This is a genomic window from Larkinella sp. VNQ87 (genome assembly GCF_049445795.1).
Classification (GTDB): domain Bacteria; phylum Bacteroidota; class Bacteroidia; order Cytophagales; family Spirosomataceae; genus Larkinella.
Genome location: NZ_JBMSDT010000002.1, coordinates 292194 through 318200 on the forward strand (window position 1 = coordinate 292194; position 26007 = coordinate 318200).

Sequence of the window (26007 nt, forward strand, 5' to 3'; positions counted from 1 at the left end):
TTTTAAGCCCGGGCCTTTTCGCGGGCAAGCCGTTGGTACTTCGCAACGGCCGTGTCTTTCTCCGCCTGAAGTTCTTCCAGCAAGCCAGGATCGACGACGGTAGGGCAATGCTTACTTCCCCACAGAATGAACTCCACTATAATTGGGACTGTATCAACACCTTTTTCTGTCAGGCGGTAGGTGAACTTCGATTTCTTATCAGCGGCCACGGCCTTGGTCAAGATGCCTTGCGACTCCAGAACCGCCAGGCGGTCGGCCAGAACGTTGGTCGCTATTTTTTCTGCTGATTGCAGGAATTGCCCATACGTTGACTTCCCCGCGAACACCATATCCCTGAGAATGAGCAGGGTCCATTTATCTCCCAGCACGTCGAGCGAGGTGCTGACGGGGCAGGTAGAACGCTGTTTTAGCTCTTTCATAAAAAACGACTTGCTTTTTTACTTGCAATATGCAAGTATTTTGCCTTACCTTTACACTTGCATTTTGCAAGTAAATGTATACAAATTTTTAATTCTTTCTACCATGATTCTCGTAACCGGAGCCACCGGTGGGTTAGGCCACCAAACCATCGACTCATTACTCACGACCATCCCGGCCGCAGAAATTGCCGCCCTGGTGCGCGACACCAGCAAAGCCACGGGCCTTGTGGAGCGGGGCGTAAATGTCCGCCAGGGCGATTATTTTGACTACTCCTCGCTGGTGCAGGCCTTTCGGGGCATCGACAAGGTGTTGCTGGTTTCCGCCGTGGCATTTACCGACCGGGTGCGCCAGCACCGGAACGTCATCGACGCAGCTAAAGAAGCCGGGGTAAAGCATCTTTTTTACACCGGCATCCAGCGCAGCACAAATTTTGTCTTGCAGGAGGTCACCGAAAGCGACCTGGCCACGGAAGCCTACCTCAAAGCGTCCGGGCTGTTCTACACCATTCTCAGAAACGGCTACTATTTTGAAGGACTTGGGTACCTGATTGGGAGCGAGGTGCCGGACACAGCGATACGTTTCCCGGCGGGAGAAGGCAGGATCGCTTTCATCAAGCGGACCGAACTGGCCATTGTCACGGCCGCCCTGCTGACCAGCGAAGGGCATGACAACCAGGAGTATACGCTGACAGGGAGTGAAGCTTATTCGTTTCACGATATCGCCCGGGAACTCTCTGCGTTAGCAGGTCGACCCATCGCTTACAAAAGCAGCGAGTTGGCCCCCTACATCGCACAGAAAGTAGCCGCCGGTTTTCCCGAAGGTGTCGCCAACTTCCTGGCCCAGTGGGGTGCCGCAGCCAAACACGGTATGCTGGCCGGGACGCACGATACTGTCGAGCGTCTGCTGGGCCGCAGGCCAACTTCGCTGCGGGAATACCTGAAAACGACGTATTTCCCGGGTACCTGACCGCCGGTAGTGGCGGCCAACACCCCATGCATCAATTCATCCAGACCAGTCAAGCTCCCTACCATGCCATTGAATAAGCTGCCTACTCATGGCTTTCATTACCGTACGGCTTCCGTCCACGGCTTGTTCCGCTGCAAAACCTGAAACATTATGCCCCCAAATCAAGTATGGTATTGACAGAAGACCGATAGTGCTGAACAAACCGATTTAGATGATGAACGTATCGAGCATCTCCTCCCACATTCCTTCGACCCAGCCGCAATGGGTGAAGCGTTTTGCCAGCTTTGGCCTGGCGGCCAAAGGAGTGGTTTACTGCCTGGTGGGTATCCTGGCGTTTATGGCGGCTTTTGAAATCGGCGGCCGTTCGGAACAGAATCTCACTAAACAGGGCGTCTTTCGATTTATCCTGGAGCAACCGTTTGGGCAGGCTTTGCTGGCCCTGGTGGCCACAGGGCTGGTCTGCTACGCCCTCTGGCGGCTCACGCAGGCTTTTCTCGACAACGAGCGCAAAGGAACCGACGCCAAAGGCATCGGGCGTCGGGCCGGGTATGCCTTCAGCGGGTTGGTCTATGCATCCCTGGCGTTTGCTTCCTGGCGGATGGTGCTGGGCAACCCGGGTAATCAGGGCGGGGGTGATACGCGCCAGACCCTCGTCCGGGAACTCCTGCAGAAACCGTTTGGTCAGTGGCTCGTCGGCCTGATCGGCCTGGGGATCATTGCCATCGGGGTGTACCAGATCTACCGGGCTTTGTCGGGTAAATACCTGAAAAATGTTCAAACCGCTACCATCAAAGCGGAACTCAAGGAGATGATTATCCGGTCAGGAAAAATTGGGTATATCGCGCGGGGAATCGTCTGGGGGCTGATCGGATATTTATTCATCAAAGCGGCCCTGGCGGCTAATGCCAGCCAGGCCGGAGGCAGTAGCCATGCTTTTGCCTTTCTGGAAAAAGCCAGTTACGGCTCTTTTCTGCTGGGTGCCGTCGCGTTGGGCTTGTTTTGCTACGGGATATTCATGTTTGTCCGCGCCCGGTACGAAGTGATCAACACGAGGTAGCTAAGTCGGCCCGACGAACCGGTTAATTTACCCGGGAATTACTGCATCGAGAATCGAAATTCGGCGGGGGTCAAGCCGGTTTTTTTCTTGAACAGACGGCTAAAGTACTGCGGATACTTAAAGCCCAATTGATAAGCCGTTTCATTCACCGACAGCGAAGTGCTCATCAGCAATCGCTTCGCTTTTTCGATCAGCGCGCTATGAATGTGCTGCTGCGTGTTCTGTCCGGTTTGCGTTCGGAGCGTATCACTCAGGTACGCCGGTGACACGTTCAAATCATCAGCCAACGACTGCACCGTGGGCAACGGATGTTCACCCGGCTGCGCAAAGTACCCGATCAGTCGTGCCTCGAAACGGCTCAGCAGGGAATCCTCGTCACGATTGACTTCGGCCTGGTGCCTGGTCAGAAACTGGCGGTGGTAAAACCGGTCGGCGTAGGTGAGCAACAGATCGATCTGAGCCACCAGAATATCCTGGCTGAACGAATCGACCGACCGCTCCGCTTCCGCCCGAATGCTGCCGATTAACTGGTTCATCGTGGCTTCTTCGGCTTCGGAAAGGTGCAAGGCCTCGTTCGTATCGTACGAAAAGAAGCCATACCGGGTGATTTTCTGCCCCAGCGGATATTTGGCCAGCAGGTCAGCATGGACCAGCAACGTCCAGCCCCTGAGGCTCGCAAAAATGTCGGCCAACGCTTCGGCACTGGCCGCATTCGCCAGCCAGCAACCCTGGCCGGGGGCCAGAAAACTCATGACGCCCTCATTAAAATCATACGACTGATGCCCGTACCGGAGGGCTGCCTTGCCCAGGCCCTGTTTAAGCGAAATCATATAAAACTGCTGTACGACGGGCGTCAGAGCAGCCGCCGGGATCGTGTCAACCGGCTGCCGGTGCAGGTCGTTCAAATCCAGCACGGTGAGCAACGGATGAAGCGGGGTCGGCAAGTCGTAAAACCGGGTGTATTCGGTCACGGTTTCCAGCACCCTGAAGGGGATCGGTTTTGTTTTCATTCTGGTAAAAGCTTGAGTTGGCAGGAACACCAAACATCCCGTGGTTGTTCCTGCCCCCCATTTTTAGCCAAAAGACGGGTACGCGTCACCGACCGCACTGCCCACCGGCATCAACGCATCCAGTTCAGCCCGTTCGGCGGGGTTGAGCGTTAGCGAAGCAGCCACGACGTTCGCTTCCAGATACGCCCGACGCTTCGTACCGGGAATACAGACTACCTCCTGCGCCAGCACCCAGGCCAGCGCCAACTGAGCCGGTGTCGTGTTTTTGGAAATGGCCCAGCTTTTTAGTTTTTCGACCAACTCTAGATTCTTGTAGAAATTGTCGCCCATGTACCGGGGAAAATAGCGACGCGAATCATCCGGGGCAAAATCGTCCGGGCTTTTGATCTCGCCCGACAAAAAGCCTCGGCCCAGGGGCGAATATGCCACAAAACCGATGCCCAGTTCCCGGCAGAACGCCAGCATCCCGGTTTCTTCGACACTGCGGTCAAAGAGCGAATACTCGGATTCGAGCGCCGTCAGGGGATGAACGGCGTGCCCCCGGCGGAGCGTATCGGCATCCACTTCCGACAGTCCGATGTAGCGCACCTTGCCTTCGGCCACCAGTTGACTCATCGCCCCGACCGTCTCCTCAATCGGCGTAGCCGGATCAAGCCGGTGCAGGTAGTACAAATCGACGTAGTCGGTTTTGAGTCGACGGAGCGACCCTTCGATGGATCGACGAACGTAGTCGGGGCGGCCATTAAACCGGTAATCCCAGTTCCCGTTGTCATCGATGTTGAACCCGAATTTCGTCGCGATCACAAACTGGTCGCGTCGACCCACCAACGCGCGACCAATCAACTCCTCGTTGTGAAACGGGCCATAAATATCGGCTGTGTCCAGCATCGTAACCCCAAGTTCCTGGGCCTGGTGAATGGTGGCAATGCTTTCGGCCTCGTCGGCCGGGCCATAAATCGTGCCGGTTGGTGCCGGAGACATCCCCATGCACCCCAGCCCCTCAACCGACACCTGCAATCCCTGGCTCCCCAGAGCCACTTGTTTGATCGTGTTCATACCGTGGATTTGTTTTTAAAGAACACGACAAAGGTCGGCTTCCGGCTCCGGGGGCGGGTTATACAAAATGAAGCTTCTCCAACACAAAACGCGGTTTCGGTTATTATCAACTCAGCCAGTCAAAGCCGACGCCGGTCAATTCTTTCGTCCATCGCCACAGTTTTTTTGCAGAAGGTTCATCCAGGGAATACGGTTTTACACCGGTTGAGAAGCCCTGGCCGGTAGCCAGTTCGGCAATGTCGGCATCTTCGCAATACACGCCCCCAATCGTATCCAGCAACGGACTCGTAGCACACCAAATTGTCGTAGCGGCACCTTGCGGAACGGTTTTTAGCGATGCAATCACTTCCGGCACAACCTTTCCCTGAGCATCATAAAAGCCAAATTGCTGCAACAGTTCCAGGGGAGCTTCCCGGGTTAATTCCGTTCCCCAGATATTGCCGGGATGTACTGCATAGGCCCGTATGCCAAAGGCTTTGGCCCGATGGTCCAATTCGAGCGAGAACAGGTTCAGGGCGGTTTTTGACTGGCCGTAGGCTTGCAGTGTGTCGTATACCCGGTTTTCAAAAGTCGGGTCTTCAAAATCGAACGGAGCAAACTGGTGTCCCTGCGAAGATACATTGATAACCCTGGCCCCCTTCGCTTTTTGTAGCGAATCCCACAAGCGGGCCGTGAGTTGAACGGGTGCCAGGTAATTCGTAACCAACTGTGATTCCAGTCCGCGGCCATCCTTGCGGAACGGCACGAACATAATTCCGGCGTTGTTAATCAGCAGATGCAATGGTCGGCCTGATGCCCGGAATTTTTCAGCAAAGCGGTCGATCGACGTATGATCCATCAGATCCAGGGGTTCTAATTCCACCCTGGCAATCCCCGCCAGATTTCCCTTCGCTTTTTCAATACTTCTTGCCGGTACAATGACAGTAGCGCCTGCCCCGGCCAGTGTTTTGGTCGTTTCCAGACCTATACCTGTGTAACCGCCGGTTACAATGGCAATTTTCCCAATAAGGTCAATTCCCTGAATGACATCCTTTGCCGTTGACGTTGCGTTAAATCCTGAGCCGATTGGTTTCTGTAAGGCTCCGTTAGCATTCGTTTGTTCCATGATTAATCACGAAAAAGCAGGGCGGTGCCGAAGGATCATCCAGCACAATCGAGTCAAACGCCCGGCTTGTTTTGTTGAAATGTATTGATTGGTGAAGAATTAGTTCATCAGGCTGATGTTGGTGAGGCCACCGTCTGACAGGATTTCGGTACCCACAATGAAAGCCGAATCATCCGATGCCAGAAAGACAGCCGCGTTTCCGATGTCAGCCGGAAGCCCTTGCCTGCCTACCGGTGTGTTATCAATCCAGATCTGTTTTACCTGGCCCACCTGGTGCGCCGGGACTATTTTTTCAAAAACCGGCGTATCTATTGAACCCGGCGAAAGAGCATTCACCCGGATTTTCCGCGGCAACAAATCCAGCGACAAGCCCTTGGCCAATGACAGGATAGCCGCTTTCGCAGCCGCATAAATGGTCATTCCCGGAGCAGCCCGGTGCGCAGCACTCGATCCAATCAGGATGACGGAAGCACCGTCGTTCAAATACGGCAGCGATTTTTGGACCGTAAAATAGGCGCTCTTCAAGTTCAGGTCCATGTAACGGTCATAACTTTCTTCCGTAACATCGTTAATGGCCGCCATCGGGAAACCGTCGACAATCCCCCCGGCATTGACGACCAACACATCAATCTTGCCGAATTGATCAGCGGTTTTTGTAAATATATTCTCCAGATCATCGAGGTTGGTTACATCCCCTTTGATACTGATAAAGTTTGCACCCAATGCCTCAGCAGCCCTAGCTAACGTTACCTCTTTTCTTCCGGTAATCGTACCAACCGCACCTTCGTTCTTAAATGCCTCCGCAATGCCGAAGCCAATCCCGCTATTGCCGCCTGTGATGACAGCTACCTTGTTTTTTAACTTGATCATTTTGCAATTCGTTTAACTTTCGAATGACAAAGCTAGGTCGATTCTGTTTCAGTTAGTAACTTTGTTACAAAAAGTAACAGTAACCTCCAGGTAACCAGGTAACGTATGCAGTGTGATCCGCGTCAACCAGAATTATACAAAAAGGAGATGATGGCCGTCCAGGATTCGATGGATGTGCTGAATGGGAAGTGGAAGATTTCGATCATCTCGTCAATCTGCTACTACAACAAAAGGCGGTTTTCCGATATTTTGAACGACGTAGCCGGTATCTCCAACAAAATGCTGAGTAAGGAGCTGAAAGAGCTCGAAATCAATCAGTTGGTTCGGCGAACCGTGCTGGACACCCAGCCGGTGACGGTACAGTATGAGCTAACCGAACACGGTAAAACCCTGCAAACCATTATTAACAACCTGACGGACTGGGGCTTGGAACACCGCAAAAAGATCCTCGGGAAATAACTTTTTGTATCTAGTTACACGCTCATTCATCCCATTTCCAGCCTGGTTCACATCATTTTTTCAATCGGTCTGACCAACTTTCGTATTCTTGCCACCGAAGACGATTGTCCGGCCAAGGCCTCCAGAAAGCACGAAACCCGTTTTTTCTGCTTCGTTGGCTGCGGTATGAAAACCAACCCTTGTCAATCTTTTTTAACAACTGGGTCATGATCGGAAGCTACCTCAAAACATCCCGGCGTAACTTACTGCGCAACAAGCTATTCTCGGCCATCAATATCGTTGGCCTTGCCATCAGTATGTCCGTCGGCTTACTGCTGATTGCGTTCGTCCTTGACCTGCGTTCGTACGACCGGTTTCACCGGAATGGGAAACGAGTTTATCGCGTCACCAACGTATTGACGGCCAATCGTGCACAAAGCCGATCGCGGCCCGGCCGGGCACGGACCGAAGGCAAGTTTGCCACCACCTCCCTAAAAACCGGCAAGCTGATCCGTCAGAAAGTCACCGGCCTGGAAGACGTGGCGATTGTGCGCCACGACTTTTCGCAGGACGCGCGGGTTGGCGACAAAATTCTCCCGATCAAGGGCTGCTGGGCCGAGCCGTCGCTGTTCCGGATCTTTACCTTTCCGATGCTGGAAGGCAATCCCAACACGGCCCTGAAAGATCCCTACTCAATCGTTCTGACCGAGACAGCCGCCCAAAAGCTGTTCGGCGACCAATCGGCGCTGGGCAAGGCCATCCGGTTCGATACGCTCGATTACCAGGTGACCGGTGTCATGAAGGACGTTCCCTTCTTTTCGCACCTCCAGTTCGAAGCGTTGGTATCGCTCTCGACGGCCGAGCAACTCAACCGAAGCAACCCCAACTTTGATGCCTGGACCAACATGTCGTCGAACTTTGTGTACCTCCTGCTGCCCGAACCCGGTAATATGGCCGCCGTCCAGTCGCAGCTCGACGCCCTTGCGCGACAGGAAAACCGCCCCGAAGAAGACACGAAGATCCGGCTCGAATTGCTTCCTTTATACGAGATTGTAGTCGGTGAGACGCTCCGTCGCTCCGAAGGGGGGCCGGGCTCGGTGGGTCCACACGTGCCTCCGGTGGTGCTTTGGATCCTCGGAGGGCTGGCCCTTGTGGTGATCCTGTCGGCCTGTTTCAACTACACCAACCTGTCGATGGCCCGCGCCATGCGTCGTTTCAAGGAGGTAGGTCTTCGCAAAGCGATCGGTGCCGGAAAGAGCCAGGTCTGGCAGCAATTCCTGGCCGAAGCCATCCTGATTTCCGGGGCAGCCCTGCTTCTTTCCTTCGTGCTGTTTCTCGTCTTGCGGCCTCAACTGATCAACCTGGCGCCGGAGATGCAGCGCATGGTGAAACTTCAGCTTACGCTGCCGATGGTTCTGGCCTTCCTCCTTTTTTCGGTCATCGTCGGGCTGATGGCCGGTTTTCTGCCCGCCCTCTTCTTTTCAAAAATCAGCGCGATTCAGGCACTCCGGAATGGCACGACGGTCAACGTATTCAAATACATGCCCCTTCGACGCGCTTTGGTGGTCGTTCAATACACGCTCACCCTGATTTTTATTACCACCACCGCCATCGGGTATGTGCAGTACAAAAACATTCTGGCTTTCGACCTGGGGTTCAGCACCGAAAACATCCTGAACATCGATATGCAGGGGAACAAATCGGATGCATTTCTCAAGGAACTGCGCGGGATGCCGGAAGTTACGGGCCTATCGCGCTCGTTAATCATTACCAGCGTTGGGAATGCATGGGGCGGTTTTATAAAATACAAGGACTCGCGCGACTCGGCGCTGGTCCTGACCAACCACGTCGACGAAAACTATTTGTCCGTGCATCAATACAAGCTCCTTGCGGGCGGGAATTTCAAGGCGCGACCCACGAAGGCCGAAGCTGCAACGGAAGTGATTGTTAACCAGCAATTTCTGAAGCGGTTTAACATGGGCACCAACGACCCGAACAAAGCGATTGGTGAAGAAATTACATTCAGTAGTTTCAGGGCGCATGGTCGCCGGATGACCATTGTTGGCGTCATAAAAGACTTTCATTATAGCAAGGTCGACAACCTCATTGAGCCAGTCGCCCTTATGCCCTGGACACCCGAAGACCGGGCCATCATCAATGTCAAACTACGAAGTACTGACCTGCCGTCAACCAGAGCCAAGATTGAGTCGGCCTGGAAGAAGATCGATCGGGTACATCCCTTTGAGGCCCAATTCTACGACGAAGCCATCGAAGAAGCCTACAGCGAATTTTCCATCCTGATCAGGATCATCGGCTTTTTATCCTTCCTCGCCATTTCGATTGCCTCGATGGGCTTGTTTGGCATGGTGGTCTACACGACCGAAACCAGGCTGAAGGAGATCAGTATCCGCAAGGTGATGGGGGCCAGTTCCAGCAATCTGATTTACCTGTTAAGCCGGAGTTTTCTCGTTCTGCTGTCGGTATCGGCCCTCATCGCGCTACCCGTCACGTACCTCTTTTTCGAAAACGTGGTGCTCACGCGTTTTCCGTATCACCCCCCCGTGCAGATCGCCGAATTATTCGTCGGCTTGCTGGTGGTTTTGCTGATTGCCTTCCTGATGATCGGATCGCAGACGATGAAGGCCGCCCGCCGTAATCCCGCGAACGTGCTAAAGAACGAATAAAATCAAAAAAGGGCCGATCAGTTTGTTGACTGATTGACCCTTTTCCATTTATTGGCGGTTCCAGATAACCCAGCTACTCCGTCGACTTTTCGTCCCGGTTACTCTTCTTTTATGCAGTGCGCGGCATCAACCATCCAGGCGATGCAACCAAGTCCGATCAGTTCCAGACTGCCAATGATATTCAAAACGCCACGCAGGTGGGGCGGACTTGCGACCACAATGCAAACGATCAGCATGGCCAGAACAAGAAGGACCGAAAGAATTTTGACTTTCGTACGGCTTGGCGAAAAATTAGAGTAGGTTTCCATGAGCACCCTGGATTGGAAAGAATTACAAAGTACCGCTATTTAGTTCAAATTTTTAATAAAAAAGTAATAAATCTTTATTTCTAACGCTCCGATTGCCAGATTGTTTTATTATTTCAGTTGAATAAGCGATTTTCCTTAGAGCAGCAACGTCATAATCCCAAGAACTCCTAAAGCAGCGATTAAAGCCAGGACAATCGGTAAAGCATATTCTTTGGGTGTCGAGTTGCGTTGAGGCATGCGGTTTGTCTGTTGTCTTGTTGTTTACAGGGTTCAAACTTACGACTCTAATTCAACAAAACACGCTGATTATTAAACAATTAACTAAAGTTTAATGGGCATTAAAATTCGTTAAAAATGACCTTGTTTGCCGGACGAATCCGTCTGGTAATTTTACGACCTAAAACGCTCCGAGAGTACCTATAGCCCCGATTTTTTCATTTGCTGCTGGTCATACTGTTTTTGAACAGCTAAAACACGGCCGTGTTTTAGCTCCAGATGACGTGATATTCAGGGTGATGCTGTATCTTGTTATGAAATTGCCGCAGCTAAGCGGAACACGTTTTTCTCAACCCTACCCCGTTATGAATTACCGGATTATTTTCTTTCTCGTCCTGCTGGCGATGCCAATCGCCCATGCCCAAACGCCAAAAATCGATAGCCTGAACCGCCTGATCAGCCGGGCTAAAACCGACACCGCCCGGATCAACCAGATCAACCAGAAAATTGCCCTGCTTTCGGAAATCAACATCGACTCGTCGCTGAGCCTTAGTTTGCGCACCATTCGGGAAGCTCAGCGAATCCGGTACAAGCGCGGAGAAGCCTACGCCCGGTTGTTTGCCGCCCAGAATTACAATTACAAGGGGAATTACGCAGCCGTTAAAAGCGAATTAAACGCGCTGGAACCCATAAGCCTGGCCTTGAATGACTCGACGCTGCTACTCAAGGTGTACAATACCTACGGCATGATGTACGGCATGCAAAGTAAATACGATACGTCGATTACCTTCTTCGAAAAAAGCGCCGTGCTGGCCAAACAAATGGGCAACCATCGGTTGGAGGGTACGCTATACACCAACATTGGGATTTCGTACCAGATGCTGTCCAATCTGCCCCAGGCCCTGCGTTACCAGCAAATGGCTCTGGATATGGCTGAAGCCGACCGGAATATCAACAGTCAGGCGTATGCGCTGGTCAACCTGGCGAATACCTACAAATTAATGGGCGACCTGAAAGGCGCTGAACAGCGGTTTTATCAAGCCATCAAACTAGCCAAACAGGACGGGATCAGAAACGTCGAGTTGTATGCCTACACCAACCTGGCCGGCATGTTCAGCGGAGGAGGCCCAACCGCCCCGAAAGGCTACGACTTTGCCATGAAAGCCGCTCGTCTGGGCCACGAAATGGGCGATCAGGGCATTGAAGCCACGAGTTTGTCGAGAGCCGCGACCAACCTGTCCCACCTGAAACGGTACACCGAAGCCGAAGCACTGGCGAAAAAGGCCATCACCATTGCCAACGCATCCCGGCAACCGCTCAACATCCACCAGACCTATTCGGCGATGGGGTCCATTCTGAAACGGCAGGCCAAGTTTGCGTCGGCGATTCCGTTTTACGAAAAGAGCTTTGCGGTCATGAAAGAAACCGATATCTATGATGAACAAACTCAGGAGGTTTATGCCGAATTAGCCGACTGTTACGAAAAAACCGGCCAGTATCGGCAGGCACTGGCCACCTTCAAAACCGCCAGTACCATCAGCGATTCGATCCGGAGCAAAGAGAATGTACAGAAAGGAACCGAACTTAAAATGACGTATGAGTTCGAAAAGAAACAGCAACTGGCCCGGGCCGAACAGCAGAAACAGAACGAGTTGGCCCGAAATCGGCAGCGAACGCTCGGAGCCGGTTTGGGACTGACGCTGGTGCTGGCCGGTGTCTCCTTCTACGCCTTCCGGACCAAGCAAAAAGCCAATACGCTCCTGGAACAACAAAAAGAAGAACTGCAAACCGCGTTGACCCAACTTCAGTCGACCCAGATGCAACTGGTTCAGGCGGAAAAAATGGCCTCGCTCGGTGAGCTGACCGCCGGGATTGCGCACGAAATTCAGAACCCGCTCAACTTCGTCAACAACTTTTCGGAACTCTCGGTCGAGTTGGCTGATGAGCTGAAAGAGGAACTCGGTAAGGAGCCCATCGACAAAGAGTACATTACCGGCCTGATCGACGACCTGAGCCAGAACCAACAGAAGATCAATCACCACGGAAAACGGGCCGACAGCATCGTTAAAAACATGCTGGAACACAGCCGGGCATCCAGTGGCGAAAAACAGCCTACCGACCTCAATGCCCTGGCCGATGAATATTTCCGGCTGGCCTACCACGGACTGCGGGCCAAAGACAAAGACTTTCAGGCCGAACTGCTCACCGACTTCGACGCAAAAACCGGGTCGATTGAACTGGTTCCCCAGGACATTGGCCGGGTCTTGCTCAATTTATACAACAATGCGTTTTACGCCGTGCGGGAACGTCAGAAAAGCGGTCAGCCCGGATACGTACCGCAGGTGAGGGTACAAACCAAACGCCAGCCGGCCGGGGTTGAAATTCGGGTTAACGACAACGGTGTGGGCATTCCGGACAACGTTCAGCAGAAAATCTTTCAGCCTTTTTTTACAACCAAACCCACCGGACAGGGTACCGGCCTTGGCTTATCGCTGAGCTACGACATCATCACGAAAGGCCACCACGGAGCGTTTGAAGTAGAATCGCAACCGGGCGAGGGTACTCAAATGATCATCAAATTACCCGGCTGATGGCAATTTACCGCCATAACTGCACCTGGCCCATTTTTCGGACCTCGTGCTTTTGCTGCTTTTGGTCCGTAAACCGGTACCGAACCACCCAGGTGTAAAGACCCGCCGGGTAGTTTTGCCCATCCCAGGCGGCTTTGTTCAGTTCGCCTTTGTACAGTACCACGCCCCAGCGGTCGTAAACAAAGAATTCGTAGGAATCAATTCCCGAATAATGCAGGGTAAGCACGTCATTCACGCCGTCACCGTTTGGGGTGAAAACATCCGGAATGTATACGTTGGCCTCCTGGCAGGATTCCAGCCGAACCAAAACCGTATCCAGGAAAACACACCCGGCCTCCTCGACCCTCACCCAATAACGGCCCGGCTGGTGTACGGTCAGCGTAGCCTTGCCCGTGCCATCGTTCCACAGCACCGTCGTCGCGTTTTGGCAATGGGTGCTCAGTGTAAGCGTTTGTCCCTCACAAAGGGTCGTGTCTTTGCCAAGTTCGAGGTTTGACGTGGCAATCGATACCCGGATGGTGTCGGTGACCGACTGACCACAATGGTTCCGGTACGAAACCGTGTAGGTGGTCGGCCGAAGCGGGCGGACTTTCGGGCTTCGGACCGTCGGATTATCAAGGCCCTCGGCCGGAAACCAACGGTATTGGTTATCGACGGCCATTCGGCTCGTCAGCGTCCCCGACTCACCCGCACAGACCGTCATCGTGGACTGAAAAGGCGTCCGTGGCAGCAAACATACGGTATGCCGGTTATACGCCGTTCCGGTTGAACCACTAATTCCCCACCACACCTCCGTTTGGCCTTCAAAAAGGTCGGTGATCAGGTCTTTCCGGAGTTTAACCCGCTGCTGGCAATCGAAATAAACGTCCAGTTCGCGGGCTGTAGGGTTCCAGGCAATCCGAACGAGATGACCACGCCCGTCTTCGATGTTCCGGCCGGATTCCAGCGCCGGTACGGGCATAAACAGGGTGTGGGGCGTTGTGTGATTGCCATTCCCATTGCTCACCACGGCGATGTGATCAAACTCCGGATCGCCGTAGCCCGTTCCGCCGGTCCGATTGTTCTGGAAGGTATCGAATTCAACACCCAGCGATGGGAAAATTCCGGAAAAACCGAGATCACGCCCGTTCGGACCGAGTTTGTCGTTTCCGGCGGTTTGCAGGATAAACACCATGCCGTCGGAGCCGTTCTGGTCGCGGTCGCCGAAATTCATCAAAAACTCCAGATCGAACGGTTCGTTCAGCTTGATTTTATCGTTGCGCCACACCACACCGCGTTGGTTCGGCGCAGCTTTTGTAATCTGGTAGCAATCTCCCCCCAGCGCAGTGGCTCCGCCGAGTAATTTGTACGGTTGCGCATCGGCCCCTACCCAGGCAAAAACCCAGATCAGAGCCGCAAAAAGTCTTTTCACGGTTTGAAACCATTAATAGAGATGAGTTAAAAAATGGGCGGAACGAATGGAGAGGACGAGCACTCAAATATAAGGATAAATACTTAATTGTAACTAATAAAAACATAGGAGTGACAATTAATTTTTAGCCTGCCCGTCAGGTAACAGCCGGTTTTAGGGTTCCTGGGACCCATTAGTCAGGATAAGAAAAGTTTTCTGCCCGACCGACTACGGTTACCTTTGTGGATGGATTATTTTAAACAGCTTCTTTCGCTGCTCAAAATCGAGCGGGAAGAAGACCGCCTGCAATACCGCCGACTCACCGAAGCGACCTCCATCGCCGAGCGCCGGGCCAACGGCCTGACCTGGTACCCGATTGCGATCCGGGGCAATGAACCCGCCCGGGGCGATTACGTCACGGTTGAGGTTGAGCGGACCACACACCACGAGCTTTCGCACCAGTTTCGGGCCGGGATGCCCGCCGTATTTTTCAGCAACCATGACCCGAAAACCGACCGCATTGAAGGCACGGTTTCGTACCAAAGCGGCAACCGGCTCAAAATAACCCTGCTGACCGACGACCTGCCCGACTGGTCACGGGATGGCAAGCTGGGCGTCGAACTGCTGTTCGATGACAAGAGTTACGACGAAATGCAGGACGCGCTCAAGCTGGCCGACACCCTGAGCCAAAAACCGGAAAATCGCCTGATTCGCATCCTGACCGGCCAGGCGTCGCCCACGTTCCGGGCGGACCTGCCGCCTTTTTTACTTCCCCAACTAAATGAAAGCCAGCAGCGGGCGGTCGACCGGATTCGGGCAGCCAACGAGTTAGCCATTGTGCACGGCCCGCCCGGAACGGGCAAAACGACCACACTGGTGCAGGCCATCAAGGCGTTATGGAAAGAAGAAAACCGGCAGATTCTGGTGGTAGCACCCAGCAACACGGCCGTTGATTTACTGAGCGAAAAACTGCACGAACAGGGGCTGAACGTGCTGCGGGTCGGCAATCCGGCACGCATTTCCGACCGGCTGATGGCCCTCACGCTGGATCAAAAAATGGCCGAGCACCCCCTCATGAAAGAAGCCAAAAAGCTGAAAAAGCAGGCCAGCGAGTTCAAAAACATGGCGCACAAGTACAAGCGCAACTTTGGCAAAGCCGAGCGCGACCAGCGGAAAGCCCTGTTTGACGAAGCGCACCGGATCATGAAAGACGTGGCCCAGACCGAGCAGTACATCCTGGATGATTTGGTGGGCAAAGCGCAGGTGGTCGCGGCCACGCTGGTGGGTTCGAATCAGTACCTGATCAAAGACCTCCGCTTTCAAACCGTTGTGATCGATGAAGCCGGTCAGGCGCTCGAACCGGCCTGCTGGATTCCGATTCTGAAAGCGCAAAAGGTGGTGTTGGCGGGCGACCACTGCCAGTTGCCGCCCACCATCAAATCGACGGAAGCCGCCCGCAATGGCCTGAATACGACCCTGTTGGAAAAGTGCGTAACCCAACACCCCGAAGCCGTCAGTGTGCTGGAAGAACAATACCGGATGAACGAGCACATCATGGCGTATTCATCGCAGGTATTTTACGCCAACCGGGTCCGGGCGCATTTGTCGGTGGCCACGCACTCGCTGTTTCCGGGCGACGCTCCGCTCCAGTTCATCGACACGGCGGGCTGCGGTTTTGACGAAAAACTGGACGGTACGAGTTCGACCAATCCGGAAGAAGCCGCTTTGCTGGTGAAGCATTTAACGGAGTTGGTCGGCGAACTGAGTCCGTTGTATCCGCCCGCGCAGTTTCCGAGTATTGCGATCATTTCGCCGTATAAACAGCAGTTGGTCATTCTGAACGAACAGCTAACCCACACGCCGGAGTTGCTGCCGTATCGGGCGAAAATTTCGGTCAATACCGTCGATGGTTTTCAGGGGCAGGAACGCGACATTGTGTACATTTCGATGACCCGCAGCAATGCCGAAGGCGAAATCGGTTTTCTGGCCGACATCCGCCGGATGAACGTCGCCATGACCCGCGCCCGCAAGAAACTGGTGGTCGTCGGCGACAGTGCCACGCTGGCCAGCCTGCCTTTTTACGCCAATTTCATCACTTACGCCGAGCAACTCAACGCCTACCGCAGCGCCTGGGAGTGGCTGTGACAGGCTACCTTTTCACCAGCGACAAAATGAACAGGACCAGCCCACCAATTAACAAAATTGCCGAAAACAGAATGGCAAAAATTAGTAAGAACCCCTGCGAACCGGTTTTGGGCATGATGATCAGTTTGTCTTTGTCTTTAAACCGGTCGATGGCCGGATTCGTCAGCCGGTATGTTCCCGCCTGCTCAATCGTAAACTCAGCAATGGGTACGATCCGATGGCCGGACATGTCCCTGCGTTGCGACAGAAGGTTGACAAAGGCTTGGACAACGATGGTCTTCCCGGTCGAGACTTCTGCCAGTTGAAACGGTATACTCGTCGGTATGATACCCGTCAGCGAAGGGCGTTTGACCGCAATCTCGTACGAACCGGGGTCCTTCAACGGAAACTCAAGGGTTGTCACCAGCGCTGATTCTTCGATTCTGGCTCCGGCCGTGTAAATGGCGATCATCCGGCCAATGCTTTTGATGAGCAGTACGGCACCGAGAACCGTAAGAAAAGCAAATGCAATAGTCGACCAGAGTGGAAACATGAGGACGTCCGGAAAGAGGTTAGAATTCCAGCAGCTTGCCCTGCTCCGGAAAGATCAGCTTCACCTTCAGCCGGTTGGCTTCCCGCAGTTGTTGCTTGATTTGCGCTTCGTTGGTGCCGGTCGGCTTCATGTGCGTGATGACCACCGGAAAATCCTTTAGCGCATCCGGCCCCGTCAGTTTACTCAGGGCCGTCAGTTCATGCATCAGCCAATTGGGCGTTAAATGGCCGAACAACTGGTTGTCAGGCTGTTCGTTTGGATACGACACTTCGATCAACAACGCCTTCAGCGTCCGGGCCTGCACCAGCGGCTGAATGGCTTTCCAGAGTTGCGCCAGGTTGGTCGATTTTTCGATCAGATCCGGTCCGGTATCGCCCAGGTACAACGCGTAGGCACCTCCGCTTTTAAGCAGAAACGCTGTACTTTGGTAACTAAACCCGTGGCTCAGGGGGAATGCCCGGACACTTAGTCCCGTGCCGTCGATGGGCGTTTCCGTGCCGGGAGCCAAAACCGTGTACTGGTATTTGCTCAGCGCCGGTTGATCGCCCTCGCTACCGAAGTTCGGCCAGGCTTTCCAGTTGAAGTAATGCTTTCGGAAGATGTCAAGGTTTGATTCCGTTGCGTAAATCGGCTTTTTACCATCTTCGGTCGAGTTCAAAACCAGGCCCGCCAGATGATCCAGGTGCGCGTGGCTGATCAGGTAGCCTTTAATGTAGTCTTTTAAAACTTTGTTGTAATCAACCTTAAATACTTGGTTTTGAATGGCTTTCTTAATACCGGCGTGCAATGTTCCGGCATCCAGGCAAACATACGAATTGGTGCCCTGCGCAGCCAGCAGGTAGGCCGACAGGTTGCTTTCATCAACCCCGCCTTTCACCCCCAGCGGAACCACGCGAAAGGCTTTGCCCGCCGGTATTTGCGCCCACCCCTTGGTAAGCCCACAGATCAGGACCAGAACGAAAAGAAAGCGCATTGTCATCGGGTTGGCGGATTGATTTTCAAGCTACAATTTTAAAGTAAAATCGACAGGATCAACGCCTTTACCTTCTGTTTTTAACTCTCCTGAACCCCCATGAAAAGCAACGAAGCCCAACCGGATTTCTTTTCCACCCATCCAGCCGAACTACCGGTGGGCGTCGTCGGCCTGGGGCTGATGGGGTGCAGCATCACCACCTGTTTGCTGATGGCCGGACATCCCGTGGTGGCTATCGCGCCCATTCCGGGTGATCTGACCACCGCCGAACCGCGCATTCACGAACACCTTACAAAATCTTTTGCCGAAGGCCTGTGCCCGGGAAAACCGGATGAATACCTTCAGAATCTAATCATTTCGGAAGACTACAATCTCCTGAAAGACACTCGGCTGGTCGTTGAATGTACGCTGGAAGATATTGCTATCAAGCGGCTGGTTTACCAAAAAATTGAAGCCGCCGTAGCCCCTGAAACCGTCATCACCAGCAACACGTCCGCCATTCCGATCAGTACGCTTCAGCAGGAAACCGCCCGGCCAACCCGGTTTTTGGGGCTGCACTGGGCCGAACCGTCACACACGACGCGCTTTCTGGAAATTATCTGCGGAGACGCCAGTGATCACCACCGGGCCGAATGGCTGTATACGCTGGCCCACCAGTGGGGCAAGGAACCCACGCTGGTTCGGAAAGATATTCGGGGTTTTATTACCAACCGGCTCATGTACGCACTGTACCGGGAAGCCTTTTACCTAGTGGAAAACGGGTATGCGTCCATCGAGGACGTCGACCGGGCCTGCCGCAACAACGCGGGCTACTGGATGACCCTGGTCGGTATTTTCCGTTGGATGGACCTGACCGGCGTTCCCGCCTACCATGCTGTCATGAAGGAATTACTCCCTACCCTCAGCACGGCGACGGAAGTGCCCGGATTAATTGATGAAGTGGTAAAGCGGGGTGGAAAAGGTGTTCAGAACGCCAACGGCTTTTATGATTACACGCCCGAAGAAGCCCGATTGTGGCGCGAAACATTCGAGGAGTTTAGTTATGAAATCCGGCGTCTGGCCCTGAAGTATCCGGTCGATGTCGTCAAAAAGAAACTAAATATTTCGTCCACAGAGACGCCGGATCTCAACGCCCCTCCGACGCCAGACTGACGTTGGCCAGCTTCCGGTACAGCCGAGCGCAAACTTCCCGAAGGGTGCCCAGCCAGGTGGTCGTTCCGGGTAACAGGCTGGCTTGCTTTTTACCCAAAACCGACTTCAGTGTATTGTTTCGGCGCTTGTAGTAAATCAGGTAATCGTCGAACACCCGAACAATCGATAGGGTGTCACTGGCCTTTACCTGATTTGTTGTAATCAGGGCTGCCAGATACGCACGGGCATCCTCTTCGGTGTCCGTGTAGGTCAGTTGGGTGTTGTTGCCATCAAAATGAACAACCATGTAATCTTTCATGAATCTCGGACAGCGTCTAAGTACAAAACAAAGATAGAAACACTAAGTATTTGTACCCAATAAAAACTGATAAAAATTTACCAGATCAGTGTAAATAGTTATTTTAAGGTTACAAATAATGAAGATTGGTTATAACCGGCGAAACACCCTAAACCACCCACAATCGTAGTTGGCAACAAAACCGCTTCTGAAAAGGGATTACTGTCCGCTTTTTTCTGCAATTCCAACGCCTGATGGTACTTGAAATAAGCTTCGTCTACCGTAAGGAGCGTAGCCAGAACCGTAGCCCGATCGTAAGCGGTTGAAAATACTAATTTATCAGACAAAGTCTGAGTAGATTTGCTTTCGTTCAGAAACCCCCGGTACGACTCCAACTGGCGGCCGTCGCGGCTCTGATCGCTCAACAGCGTATTGACCTGCCCCAGCGACTCAAACCACACTGGTGCCGTTTCTGACTTCGGTTTTACGCCCGCATCCGGCTTGCAGGTCGGGCAGGGTTTGGCGTATTGAAAAGTCCCGTGAGTCTGGTAATAATTCACTTCCCGGGCCGCATCTTCCCAGTAATATCGGACAAAGTACTGCTTCGTCTGACCGCCTTCGGCTACCGAATCGAGCCGGATGCGTTGCAAGCGGACGGCCTGCGGAACGGTGCAACTTCCCGACGCCTTCAGCCCTTCCGGCGTTTCGGCACTGATCTGGTACGACTCTCCGGCCCGGATCGGAAACTTCTTCGGATCGGCCTGGTAGTAAGACTGTTTGCCATTGTACGTCAACTGAATCGAGCGGGACCCCGTTTTCAGAAAAACTTTGGCATTCGGCACGGTTCCGAAATTCGAGGTGTAATTCGGATCGGCCACCGGTCGGGTGATGTTCACTTTAATGGCCAAAACCGAGTCTTGTGGCGAGATAAAACCGATGATAACCAGTTTCTTTTCAATATTTCCCAGGCTGGCAGGTTCGATTTCCTGGCGCATGTTCTGACAACCGGTCGCCAATAGGGCTACCAGCAGGATTACAGAGTGAATCCGTTTCATGTGTATGTATATAAATAAGACAGAGAATGTATTACGCGCAATCAGAACTTGAAGGTGTAGCTTACCGTCGGAATGACCGGAAACAGCGAATACCGGTACAGCACCGACTTCGATGGCTTTCCATCGGTTTCAACTTTCCCTTCCAGAGAATAATAAAAAGGATTCCGGCGGTTATACGCGTTGTAAACGCTTACCTCCCAGATTCCTTCCCGGTTTTTCCGGCGAACATGGTATTGCAAACCAAAATCCATCCGGTGATACGCTTCGGCCCGAAAACTATTTCGTTCGCCGTAGTCTTTCACATTGTGCGTATCCGTAAAGGGATTGCTGTTCGGGGCCGGGTTATTGGCACTGACTGAATACCGCGACATCGGGATTGTCAGCGCCTGCCCGGTACCATAGACCCACGTACCGGATACCGTTATACGTCGACTCAGTTCGTACACACCGACCAGTGAGAAATCATGACGCCGGTCGTAGCGAGGAAAAAATTTGCGTCCGTCGTTCAGGCCTGCGAACTGCCATTGCGTCCAGGACAGCGTGTAGCCCATCCAGCCCGACAGCCTGCCGGTTTTCTTTTGCAGCATCACTTCCGCACCATACGACCAGCCCCGGCCCGCCGTTACATTGTCCTCCCACCGCGTTTTTCCGCCCGTTGCCGACGGGTCGACCAGCAGAAAACTGGCCCCCTCGCGGTAGGTGATGTTGTCGGTCATGGTTTTGTAATACCCCTCAACGGTCAGCGCCACATCAGATTTGAAGTCCTTGGCCAGGCCCAGCGCCCATTGTTCCGACTGCTGCGGTTTTACGCGATCGGTCACCGGTACCCACAGGTCCGCAGGCAAACCAATCCCCGAACTCGACAGCATGTGAACGTACTGGTTCATCTGGGCGTAGGCGCCTTTGACCGTCCAGTTGGCCGGGAACTTATAGGCCACCGACAGACGGGGCTCTGGACGGATGTACTGCCCGTTTTCATGTAGAAAATGGCTGATTCGCAAACCGCCATTGATTCGCCAGCGTTCCGTAGGTTGCCAGAAATCTTCGGCATAAACGCCGGATTCGACGACATTGATGTGCTGACGGGAATCCAACAGGGGGCTACCGGTTTCCGACGAAGCAGCGACCACCGCACTGGGCGTAAACCGGTGAGTGGTAACCTGAACGCCAACCCGAAACTGGTGAGCCAACCCCGCGTAAACATTCAGATCATGTTTAAAGGAAAAATCCCGAATCCCCGAGCGGTAGCTGAGCCAGAATGCCATACCGGCTTGCCCCGAACTGGCGGTATTCAGCACTTCCTCGTTCGCTACCTGCATTCGATATTGGCTATAAATCAGCGACGTATGCGCCGAAACCCGGCGATTGAACCGGTGATTCCAGCGGAGAGTTCCGGTGGTATTTCCCCAATTCAGGCCCGCTTCCAGCGTATGATCGCCGGACAGGCGCTGAGTTTGGAACTGATCCGAACCCGTATAGCCGCCGATAGTCAACTGATCGCGGGGACCGAGTTCGAATGAAAATTTGGCGTTGTAATCGCCGAAACCGGAGCGGGATGGAATGCCGGATTCTGGCGCAGGCGCAACCATCTGGGTCAGCAAACCCAGGTAACACTGCCGGGCCGCGACCAGAAACGACGACCGGCCTTTCTGCAATGGCCCTTCGAGCGTCAGCCGGGAAGCGATCAGGCCGATGCTTCCGGTGCCATGAAATCCGTTTTTGTCGCCCTCTTTCATGCCCATTTCAATGACCGACGATAGACGCCCGCCGTAGCGGGCCGGAAAACCACCTTTGGTGAGTTCCACCCGGTTCAGCGCATCGCCGTTGAAAACGGAAAAGAAACCCAGCAGGTGACTTGGGTTGTACACAACAGCCTCATCGACGGTAATCAGGTTCTGGTCCGGGCCACCTCCGCGTACATAAACGCCCGCATTGCCTTCTGAGGCCTTCTGAACCCCCGGCAGTAACTGGATCACTTTCAGCACATCTTTCTCACCCAGCAAAGCCGGTATTTTCGAGAGTTGCGCCATCGGCACCTCAATTCGTCCCAACTGCGGACTATCGCTTTCTTTTGGCCCGGCCAGGCGGCTTTTTACCGAGACTTCCGCCAGCGTAGTGCCCGGCGTCAGTTCGACATCGATTTGTTTTCCGGCAGCCGGAACCGTAGTGATCGTTACGGTTTTGTAGCCAACATGCGAGAAGACTAATGTGAGACTGTCTTTCGACTGAAGCGTGATGGAATACTGGCCTGATGCGTTTGTGACCAAGCCAATCTGATTTGGCAAAACCATAAGGTGAACGCCGGAGAGCGGTTGGCGACCACCCGATTCCGAGACAGTGCCCAAAAGGGTGAGCGGGTGCTGAGCCAGCAACGGAAATGCCGACAGCACGCAAAAAAGGCTTGCGAGGGTAAAGGTCACTTTCAAGGTATCAGACAGAGATATGAGTAATAATACTCTAAATTTCAAAAATACTTTATCAGATACGTTGAGTAACCCTTAGGCAAATATAATTAATATTATGTTCTTATTTCCAAATAAAAAGGAACATTTTTTTCGAAAAAGCTCCTGTATTTCAGCTATATTCAATGAAACTAAAAGAATTTTTTTCATTTGCGCACACAAATGATGATTTGATTCAGGAATTACCTAGTTTGGTTTCTGCATAAATAATTGCATAGTTTTTCCCAAAATAGACTATGGATTTCGATTGCTGTCTGTGACTTCAGGCAATTCACAGGTATCTTCTATTTTTTTCGCAGATCGGTTAGTTACTCATGCTATTGTTTCGCATTTGGCATAGCTCCTTTCTTTTCGGAAGAAGTGGAAGCCCGAACCCAATAAATTGGACGAGCCAGTGCGCCCGCTCCCTAATTAACAGACGTGCCACCTGTTACTAAATATTTAACAATGGTTACACAATGGCATAGAGTTTGCTACCGTTAGCGCAAGGCCACGCACTCAACGTCACGTTTTATGAATACAGCACGTACCAGCATTAAAGTCAGAGATCGCCGGGGAAGAGCCATCACAATTCCTGCGAAGCAAATCCTCTTTTTTGAAGGTTGGAGCAACTATAGTCGTATTTTTCTCACGAAACAGCATGGCTTTGTGTCCAGTTACACCTTGAAAGAACAACAGGAATACCACCCGACCTTCTGGCGTATTTCGCGTTCCCATCTGGTCAATCCGGAACATATTGTTCAGATGGACTTGCACGATATGCACAACAGTTGGGTGGAGTTATCAGACGAAACCCGGCTATCGGTCAGTCGTCGGCGGGTGAAGTCCATTGCCACGCTGGCAAAGTATTTTAACCTGGCGGTTTCTTAACCCAATTCAGCCAGATACAACGGAAGCGTAATTTCCCGGTATGACAGTACGATTTACTCAACGTTAACAAAGAAGAAAGGCACCGTTTAGTGGCCGTTAGCGGCCACTAAATCTTGTGCTGCTCTTCCAGGTATTGAGCCGACCCAGCCTCCACTCCTCGGCCCTCCCAACGCTGGTTTCAACTGGCTTATCTGCAATTCTTTCCGTCGGCAACGCATTCTTCCGGACCAAAGTCGCCAGACTTCCTCCTTCTCCGGGCCTCTGTCCAGCATTGAAATCATCGGGTAACCGGTAAGATCCTCCGCCCATAAAACCGGGTCGGGTTCGTAAGCAAGTTACCTTGGTTTGATTTTACGTAACCGCCCACATCGACATGCTGAATCGGTATCATGAATTTTATTACCGGCTCCAATCCTTTTCAACGGCAAAACTTGTCGCCCGGCTTCGGCATTTTATCCGCAAAAAGGTCGAAAAAAAGCAGGTCGGCTGGAAACCATCGGTCCGGCTGATGAACGATCCGGCCCGTCTTTTTAGCATCGACGAGTCTGCCATTGCCCTGTCCGATTTACCGCTTCGGTTTCCTGTCTTTGAACAATCTCTCGACAGCACCGCTCCGATCGACTGGCACCTGGACCCGGGAACAGACAAAAGCTTCCCGGCGATTTACAGTCGGGAGATCAGCCTGTCGGGAGCCGCTTACCACCGCGCCCGGTATGTATGGGAAATCAACCGGTTTTACTTTCTGCCGACCCTTGCGCTGCGTTATCGGCTAACGACCAATCCGAACGAGTTGACTCACCTGACCTCGCTACTGATTTCCTGGGAAAAGGCAAATCCGTACCTGACTGGGATCAACTGGCACAATAATCTGGAAGTAAGCATTCGCCTGATTAACTGGTTTGTTACCTGGAATATCCTGAACGCATCGGTCCTGGCCGAAAACGATCCGGTTTTTCGCCATTTTATTGAGTCCGTCTGGGTACCGATTATTTACCAGCACTGCACCTACATCTATCAGGAGCTGACCCTGTCCCCGACAACGGGCCATCAGCGCCTGGCGGGTTACGCAGCCTTGTTTGTGGCCAGTTCGTTCTGGCCCTTTGCCGAATCGACAACCTGGAATAGTTACACCAAAGATGGCCTTGAGCACGCCATTCAACAACAGCATAGCGCGAACGGCATCAACCGGGACGAAGCCACCGATTCCATCCAGTTCGGAACCGATTTACTGCTGCTGGCCCACCTAACCGGTGTTCATACGAACAATCCGTTTTCGGAAACCTTCGTCGGCCAATTGCGCCTTATTCTGTCGTACATTGCTTACCTGGTCGACCGGCTGGGCAACCTTCCAACCTACGGCGACGAAGGTATCGGTCGGTTATGGCAGCTCGACTACCAGGTACCGACGAACAATTTTCAGTCCTTACTCACGTCAGCAGCCGTTTTGTTCGGTGATCCGTTTTTTAAGCCCCGTCCGATCCGTTTTGATTTTAAAAACCAGTTTCTCTTCGGACCCGAAGGGCGTCGGACGTTTCAGAAACTTGCGGTCCGTTCCGGCGGGTTAAGCAGCCAGTTGTATGCGGCCGAAGGTCATTTTATCCTGCGTAAAGCGGAAGAGGCCCCCAACGAGATTTACATTTATTTCAACGCGGCTCCCCTGGGCGTACGTGGACATGCCGATGCGCTTTCGTTTAGTATGCACATCGATGGTCAACCTTTTTTTGTCGATCCAGGGACTTACCTTCCGGAATCAGCCGTCAACTGGCGCCGGTATTTTACCAGCACCCGGGCACATAACACGGTTTGTCTGAACGAACTAAACCAGGCGGTTCAGGATAAGGCGCTCCGGTGGTTGAACCCGTATACAGTTCGGGTCGTCAAAGCGGAGATGAACGACCATACCGAGGAAGTTAGTGCAACACACAGTGGGTACGACCGGATCGGTTGTTCGCACCAGCGTCGGCTGGAGTTCGACAAACTCAACAACCGGCTCCGGATTGACGACCAGATCGACCGCAAAAGAAAGAAGAAAGACGTCGCCGTCGAAGTGCTTTTTCACATTCATCCGTCGATCCGTTTTCGGGCCAAAAAACGCAATCAGTTTGTGCTCTCTCACCCGCAAATCAAACGGCTCGTCGTCCTGGATATTGACCCCCTGTTAGAGGTCGAAGTGGTCAACGGACAGTTACAGCCTTCTCTGCTTGGCTGGTATTCGGCCGGGCTTTATCAGAAACAACCCACTTGCGTTTTTCGGGCTTATGGTCTGTTTAACGAGGGGAAGCGACTCGACTTACGCCATCATATTACGGTGCAGCCGTAAAACTGGCCCGGTTTTCCCAAATGAACGAAGGAGTAGTAACATAGCTATCCTGAATAGAAAAAAACCAGTCAATTGACTGGTTTTTTCTTCTATGTAACCTGATTAATTGT

The 26007-nt window shown here is 52.9% G+C and carries 21 protein-coding genes; 9 read left to right on the forward strand and 12 right to left on the reverse strand.

Translation table 11 applies throughout. The features are described from left to right. Nucleotides 1-2 precede the first annotated feature (2 nt). On the reverse strand, nucleotides 3-419 hold the full coding sequence (locus ACO2Q8_RS03810) for a winged helix-turn-helix transcriptional regulator (protein WP_423343453.1): 417 nt from the start codon (nucleotides 417-419) through the stop codon (nucleotides 3-5). Nucleotides 420-522: 103 nt separating this feature from the next. Between ACO2Q8_RS03810 and ACO2Q8_RS03815 the strand changes: the two genes are divergently transcribed. Together ACO2Q8_RS03815 and ACO2Q8_RS03820 are read left to right on the forward strand one after the other, a co-directional pair. Next, nucleotides 523-1386 (forward strand): SDR family oxidoreductase, encoded by an 864-nt coding sequence (locus tag ACO2Q8_RS03815; protein WP_423343454.1) that lies wholly within the window; start codon nucleotides 523-525, stop codon nucleotides 1384-1386. Nucleotides 1387-1597: 211 nt separating this feature from the next. After that, nucleotides 1598-2443 (forward strand): DUF1206 domain-containing protein, encoded by an 846-nt coding sequence (locus ACO2Q8_RS03820; RefSeq protein ID WP_423343455.1) that lies wholly within the window; start codon nucleotides 1598-1600, stop codon nucleotides 2441-2443. A 38-nt stretch (nucleotides 2444-2481) separates the two neighbouring features. On the opposite strand, the gene ACO2Q8_RS03825 is transcribed toward ACO2Q8_RS03820, so the two are convergent. The 4 genes from ACO2Q8_RS03825 to ACO2Q8_RS03840 all read right to left on the reverse strand — a co-directional run bounded on the left by ACO2Q8_RS03825 (nucleotide 2482) and on the right by ACO2Q8_RS03840 (nucleotide 6484). Then, entirely contained in the window at nucleotides 2482-3453 is a 972-nt protein-coding gene (locus ACO2Q8_RS03825) for a helix-turn-helix domain-containing protein (protein ID WP_423343456.1), read from the reverse strand. A gap of 63 nt (nucleotides 3454-3516) precedes the next feature. After that, on the reverse strand, nucleotides 3517-4509 hold the full coding sequence (locus ACO2Q8_RS03830) for an aldo/keto reductase (RefSeq protein WP_423343457.1): 993 nt from the start codon (nucleotides 4507-4509) through the stop codon (nucleotides 3517-3519). A gap of 106 nt (nucleotides 4510-4615) precedes the next feature. Continuing rightward, complete coding sequence (locus tag ACO2Q8_RS03835; protein ID WP_423343458.1) at nucleotides 4616-5614, reverse strand: SDR family NAD(P)-dependent oxidoreductase; 999 nt, start codon at nucleotides 5612-5614, stop codon at nucleotides 4616-4618. Nucleotides 5615-5713: 99 nt separating this feature from the next. Continuing rightward, nucleotides 5714-6484 (reverse strand): SDR family oxidoreductase, encoded by a 771-nt coding sequence (locus ACO2Q8_RS03840; RefSeq protein ID WP_423343459.1) that lies wholly within the window; start codon nucleotides 6482-6484, stop codon nucleotides 5714-5716. Nucleotides 6485-6589: 105 nt separating this feature from the next. On the opposite strand from ACO2Q8_RS03840, the gene ACO2Q8_RS03845 reads away from it, so the two are divergent. Both ACO2Q8_RS03845 and ACO2Q8_RS03850 read left to right on the forward strand, forming a co-directional pair. Next, a complete protein-coding gene (locus ACO2Q8_RS03845) occupies nucleotides 6590-6943 on the forward strand; it encodes a winged helix-turn-helix transcriptional regulator (RefSeq protein WP_423343460.1) in 354 nt (117 codons plus the stop codon). Nucleotides 6944-7149: 206 nt separating this feature from the next. Continuing rightward, on the forward strand, nucleotides 7150-9606 hold the full coding sequence (locus ACO2Q8_RS03850) for an ABC transporter permease (protein ID WP_423343461.1): 2457 nt from the start codon (nucleotides 7150-7152) through the stop codon (nucleotides 9604-9606). 98 nt (nucleotides 9607-9704) lie between these two features. On the opposite strand, the gene ACO2Q8_RS03855 is transcribed toward ACO2Q8_RS03850, so the two are convergent. Further along, nucleotides 9705-9914 (reverse strand): hypothetical protein, encoded by a 210-nt coding sequence (locus ACO2Q8_RS03855; protein ID WP_423343462.1) that lies wholly within the window; start codon nucleotides 9912-9914, stop codon nucleotides 9705-9707. A gap of 581 nt (nucleotides 9915-10495) precedes the next feature. Here ACO2Q8_RS03855 and ACO2Q8_RS03860 point away from each other — a divergent pair. Continuing rightward, on the forward strand, nucleotides 10496-12721 hold the full coding sequence (locus ACO2Q8_RS03860) for a tetratricopeptide repeat protein (protein ID WP_423343463.1): 2226 nt from the start codon (nucleotides 10496-10498) through the stop codon (nucleotides 12719-12721). 7 nt (nucleotides 12722-12728) lie between these two features. Here the strand turns inward: ACO2Q8_RS03860 and ACO2Q8_RS03865 are convergent, their stop codons facing one another. Continuing rightward, nucleotides 12729-14132 carry a lectin-like domain-containing protein gene (locus ACO2Q8_RS03865; protein ID WP_423343464.1) on the reverse strand — a complete coding sequence of 468 codons (1404 nt, stop codon included), beginning with the start codon at nucleotides 14130-14132 and terminating at the stop codon, nucleotides 12729-12731. Between the two features lie 225 nt (nucleotides 14133-14357). Between ACO2Q8_RS03865 and ACO2Q8_RS03870 the strand changes: the two genes are divergently transcribed. After that, nucleotides 14358-16256, forward strand: a complete 1899-nt coding sequence (locus tag ACO2Q8_RS03870; RefSeq protein WP_423343465.1) for an AAA domain-containing protein — start codon at nucleotides 14358-14360, stop codon at nucleotides 16254-16256. Nucleotides 16257-16260: 4 nt separating this feature from the next. On the opposite strand, the gene ACO2Q8_RS03875 is transcribed toward ACO2Q8_RS03870, so the two are convergent. Continuing rightward, nucleotides 16261-16788: a hypothetical protein gene (locus tag ACO2Q8_RS03875; protein WP_423343466.1), complete on the reverse strand. Its 528-nt coding sequence runs from the start codon at nucleotides 16786-16788 to the stop codon at nucleotides 16261-16263. A gap of 19 nt (nucleotides 16789-16807) precedes the next feature. After that, complete coding sequence (locus ACO2Q8_RS03880; RefSeq protein WP_423343467.1) at nucleotides 16808-17761, reverse strand: MBL fold metallo-hydrolase; 954 nt, start codon at nucleotides 17759-17761, stop codon at nucleotides 16808-16810. A gap of 99 nt (nucleotides 17762-17860) precedes the next feature. Between ACO2Q8_RS03880 and ACO2Q8_RS03885 the strand changes: the two genes are divergently transcribed. Further along, complete coding sequence (locus ACO2Q8_RS03885) at nucleotides 17861-18913, forward strand: 3-hydroxyacyl-CoA dehydrogenase family protein (protein ID WP_423343468.1); 1053 nt, start codon at nucleotides 17861-17863, stop codon at nucleotides 18911-18913. On the opposite strand, the gene ACO2Q8_RS03890 is transcribed toward ACO2Q8_RS03885, so the two are convergent. From ACO2Q8_RS03890 to ACO2Q8_RS03900, 3 genes are all read right to left on the reverse strand, one after another. Next, nucleotides 18888-19211: a hypothetical protein gene (locus tag ACO2Q8_RS03890; protein WP_423343469.1), complete on the reverse strand. Its 324-nt coding sequence runs from the start codon at nucleotides 19209-19211 to the stop codon at nucleotides 18888-18890. The two genes, ACO2Q8_RS03885 and ACO2Q8_RS03890, sit on opposite strands and share 26 nt — an antisense overlap. Before the next feature lie 98 nt (nucleotides 19212-19309). Beyond that, nucleotides 19310-20245 (reverse strand): DUF4249 domain-containing protein, encoded by a 936-nt coding sequence (locus ACO2Q8_RS03895; RefSeq protein WP_423343470.1) that lies wholly within the window; start codon nucleotides 20243-20245, stop codon nucleotides 19310-19312. Between the two features lie 41 nt (nucleotides 20246-20286). Continuing rightward, nucleotides 20287-22665 carry a TonB-dependent receptor gene (locus ACO2Q8_RS03900; RefSeq protein ID WP_423343703.1) on the reverse strand — a complete coding sequence of 793 codons (2379 nt, stop codon included), beginning with the start codon at nucleotides 22663-22665 and terminating at the stop codon, nucleotides 20287-20289. Between the two features lie 555 nt (nucleotides 22666-23220). Here ACO2Q8_RS03900 and ACO2Q8_RS03905 point away from each other — a divergent pair. Together ACO2Q8_RS03905 and ACO2Q8_RS03910 are read left to right on the forward strand one after the other, a co-directional pair. Beyond that, the gene (locus ACO2Q8_RS03905) at nucleotides 23221-23577 is read left to right on the forward strand and encodes a LytR/AlgR family response regulator transcription factor (RefSeq protein WP_423343471.1); all 357 of its coding nucleotides are present in this window, start codon (nucleotides 23221-23223) and stop codon (nucleotides 23575-23577) included. A gap of 373 nt (nucleotides 23578-23950) precedes the next feature. Further along, the gene (locus ACO2Q8_RS03910) at nucleotides 23951-25897 is read left to right on the forward strand and encodes an alginate lyase family protein (protein WP_423343472.1); all 1947 of its coding nucleotides are present in this window, start codon (nucleotides 23951-23953) and stop codon (nucleotides 25895-25897) included. Nucleotides 25898-26007: the final 110 nt, after the last annotated feature.

What these genes read in the sequence shown, in the direction of transcription:
- ACO2Q8_RS03810 (WP_423343453.1), bottom strand. Translation starts at nt 419, where the DNA reads ATGAAAGAGCTAAAACAGCGTTCTACCTGCCCCGTCAGCACCTCGCTC.
- ACO2Q8_RS03840 (WP_423343459.1), bottom strand. Translation starts at nt 6,484, where the DNA reads ATGATCAAGTTAAAAAACAAGGTAGCTGTCATCACAGGCGGCAATAGC.
- ACO2Q8_RS03880 (WP_423343467.1), bottom strand. Translation starts at nt 17,761, where the DNA reads ATGCGCTTTCTTTTCGTTCTGGTCCTGATCTGTGGGCTTACCAAGGGG.
- ACO2Q8_RS03825 (WP_423343456.1), bottom strand. Translation starts at nt 3,453, where the DNA reads ATGAAAACAAAACCGATCCCCTTCAGGGTGCTGGAAACCGTGACCGAA.
- ACO2Q8_RS03855 (WP_423343462.1), bottom strand. Translation starts at nt 9,914, where the DNA reads ATGGAAACCTACTCTAATTTTTCGCCAAGCCGTACGAAAGTCAAAATT.
- ACO2Q8_RS03860 (WP_423343463.1), top strand. Translation starts at nt 10,496, where the DNA reads ATGAATTACCGGATTATTTTCTTTCTCGTCCTGCTGGCGATGCCAATC.
- ACO2Q8_RS03870 (WP_423343465.1), top strand. Translation starts at nt 14,358, where the DNA reads ATGGATTATTTTAAACAGCTTCTTTCGCTGCTCAAAATCGAGCGGGAA.
- ACO2Q8_RS03890 (WP_423343469.1), bottom strand. Translation starts at nt 19,211, where the DNA reads ATGAAAGATTACATGGTTGTTCATTTTGATGGCAACAACACCCAACTG.
- ACO2Q8_RS03820 (WP_423343455.1), top strand. Translation starts at nt 1,598, where the DNA reads ATGATGAACGTATCGAGCATCTCCTCCCACATTCCTTCGACCCAGCCG.
- ACO2Q8_RS03835 (WP_423343458.1), bottom strand. Translation starts at nt 5,614, where the DNA reads ATGGAACAAACGAATGCTAACGGAGCCTTACAGAAACCAATCGGCTCA.
- ACO2Q8_RS03845 (WP_423343460.1), top strand. Translation starts at nt 6,590, where the DNA reads ATGCAGTGTGATCCGCGTCAACCAGAATTATACAAAAAGGAGATGATG.
- ACO2Q8_RS03910 (WP_423343472.1), top strand. Translation starts at nt 23,951, where the DNA reads ATGCTGAATCGGTATCATGAATTTTATTACCGGCTCCAATCCTTTTCA.
- ACO2Q8_RS03830 (WP_423343457.1), bottom strand. Translation starts at nt 4,509, where the DNA reads ATGAACACGATCAAACAAGTGGCTCTGGGGAGCCAGGGATTGCAGGTG.
- ACO2Q8_RS03815 (WP_423343454.1), top strand. Translation starts at nt 523, where the DNA reads ATGATTCTCGTAACCGGAGCCACCGGTGGGTTAGGCCACCAAACCATC.
- ACO2Q8_RS03895 (WP_423343470.1), bottom strand. Translation starts at nt 20,245, where the DNA reads ATGAAACGGATTCACTCTGTAATCCTGCTGGTAGCCCTATTGGCGACC.
- ACO2Q8_RS03885 (WP_423343468.1), top strand. Translation starts at nt 17,861, where the DNA reads ATGAAAAGCAACGAAGCCCAACCGGATTTCTTTTCCACCCATCCAGCC.
- ACO2Q8_RS03875 (WP_423343466.1), bottom strand. Translation starts at nt 16,788, where the DNA reads ATGTTTCCACTCTGGTCGACTATTGCATTTGCTTTTCTTACGGTTCTC.
- ACO2Q8_RS03905 (WP_423343471.1), top strand. Translation starts at nt 23,221, where the DNA reads ATGAATACAGCACGTACCAGCATTAAAGTCAGAGATCGCCGGGGAAGA.
- ACO2Q8_RS03850 (WP_423343461.1), top strand. Translation starts at nt 7,150, where the DNA reads ATGATCGGAAGCTACCTCAAAACATCCCGGCGTAACTTACTGCGCAAC.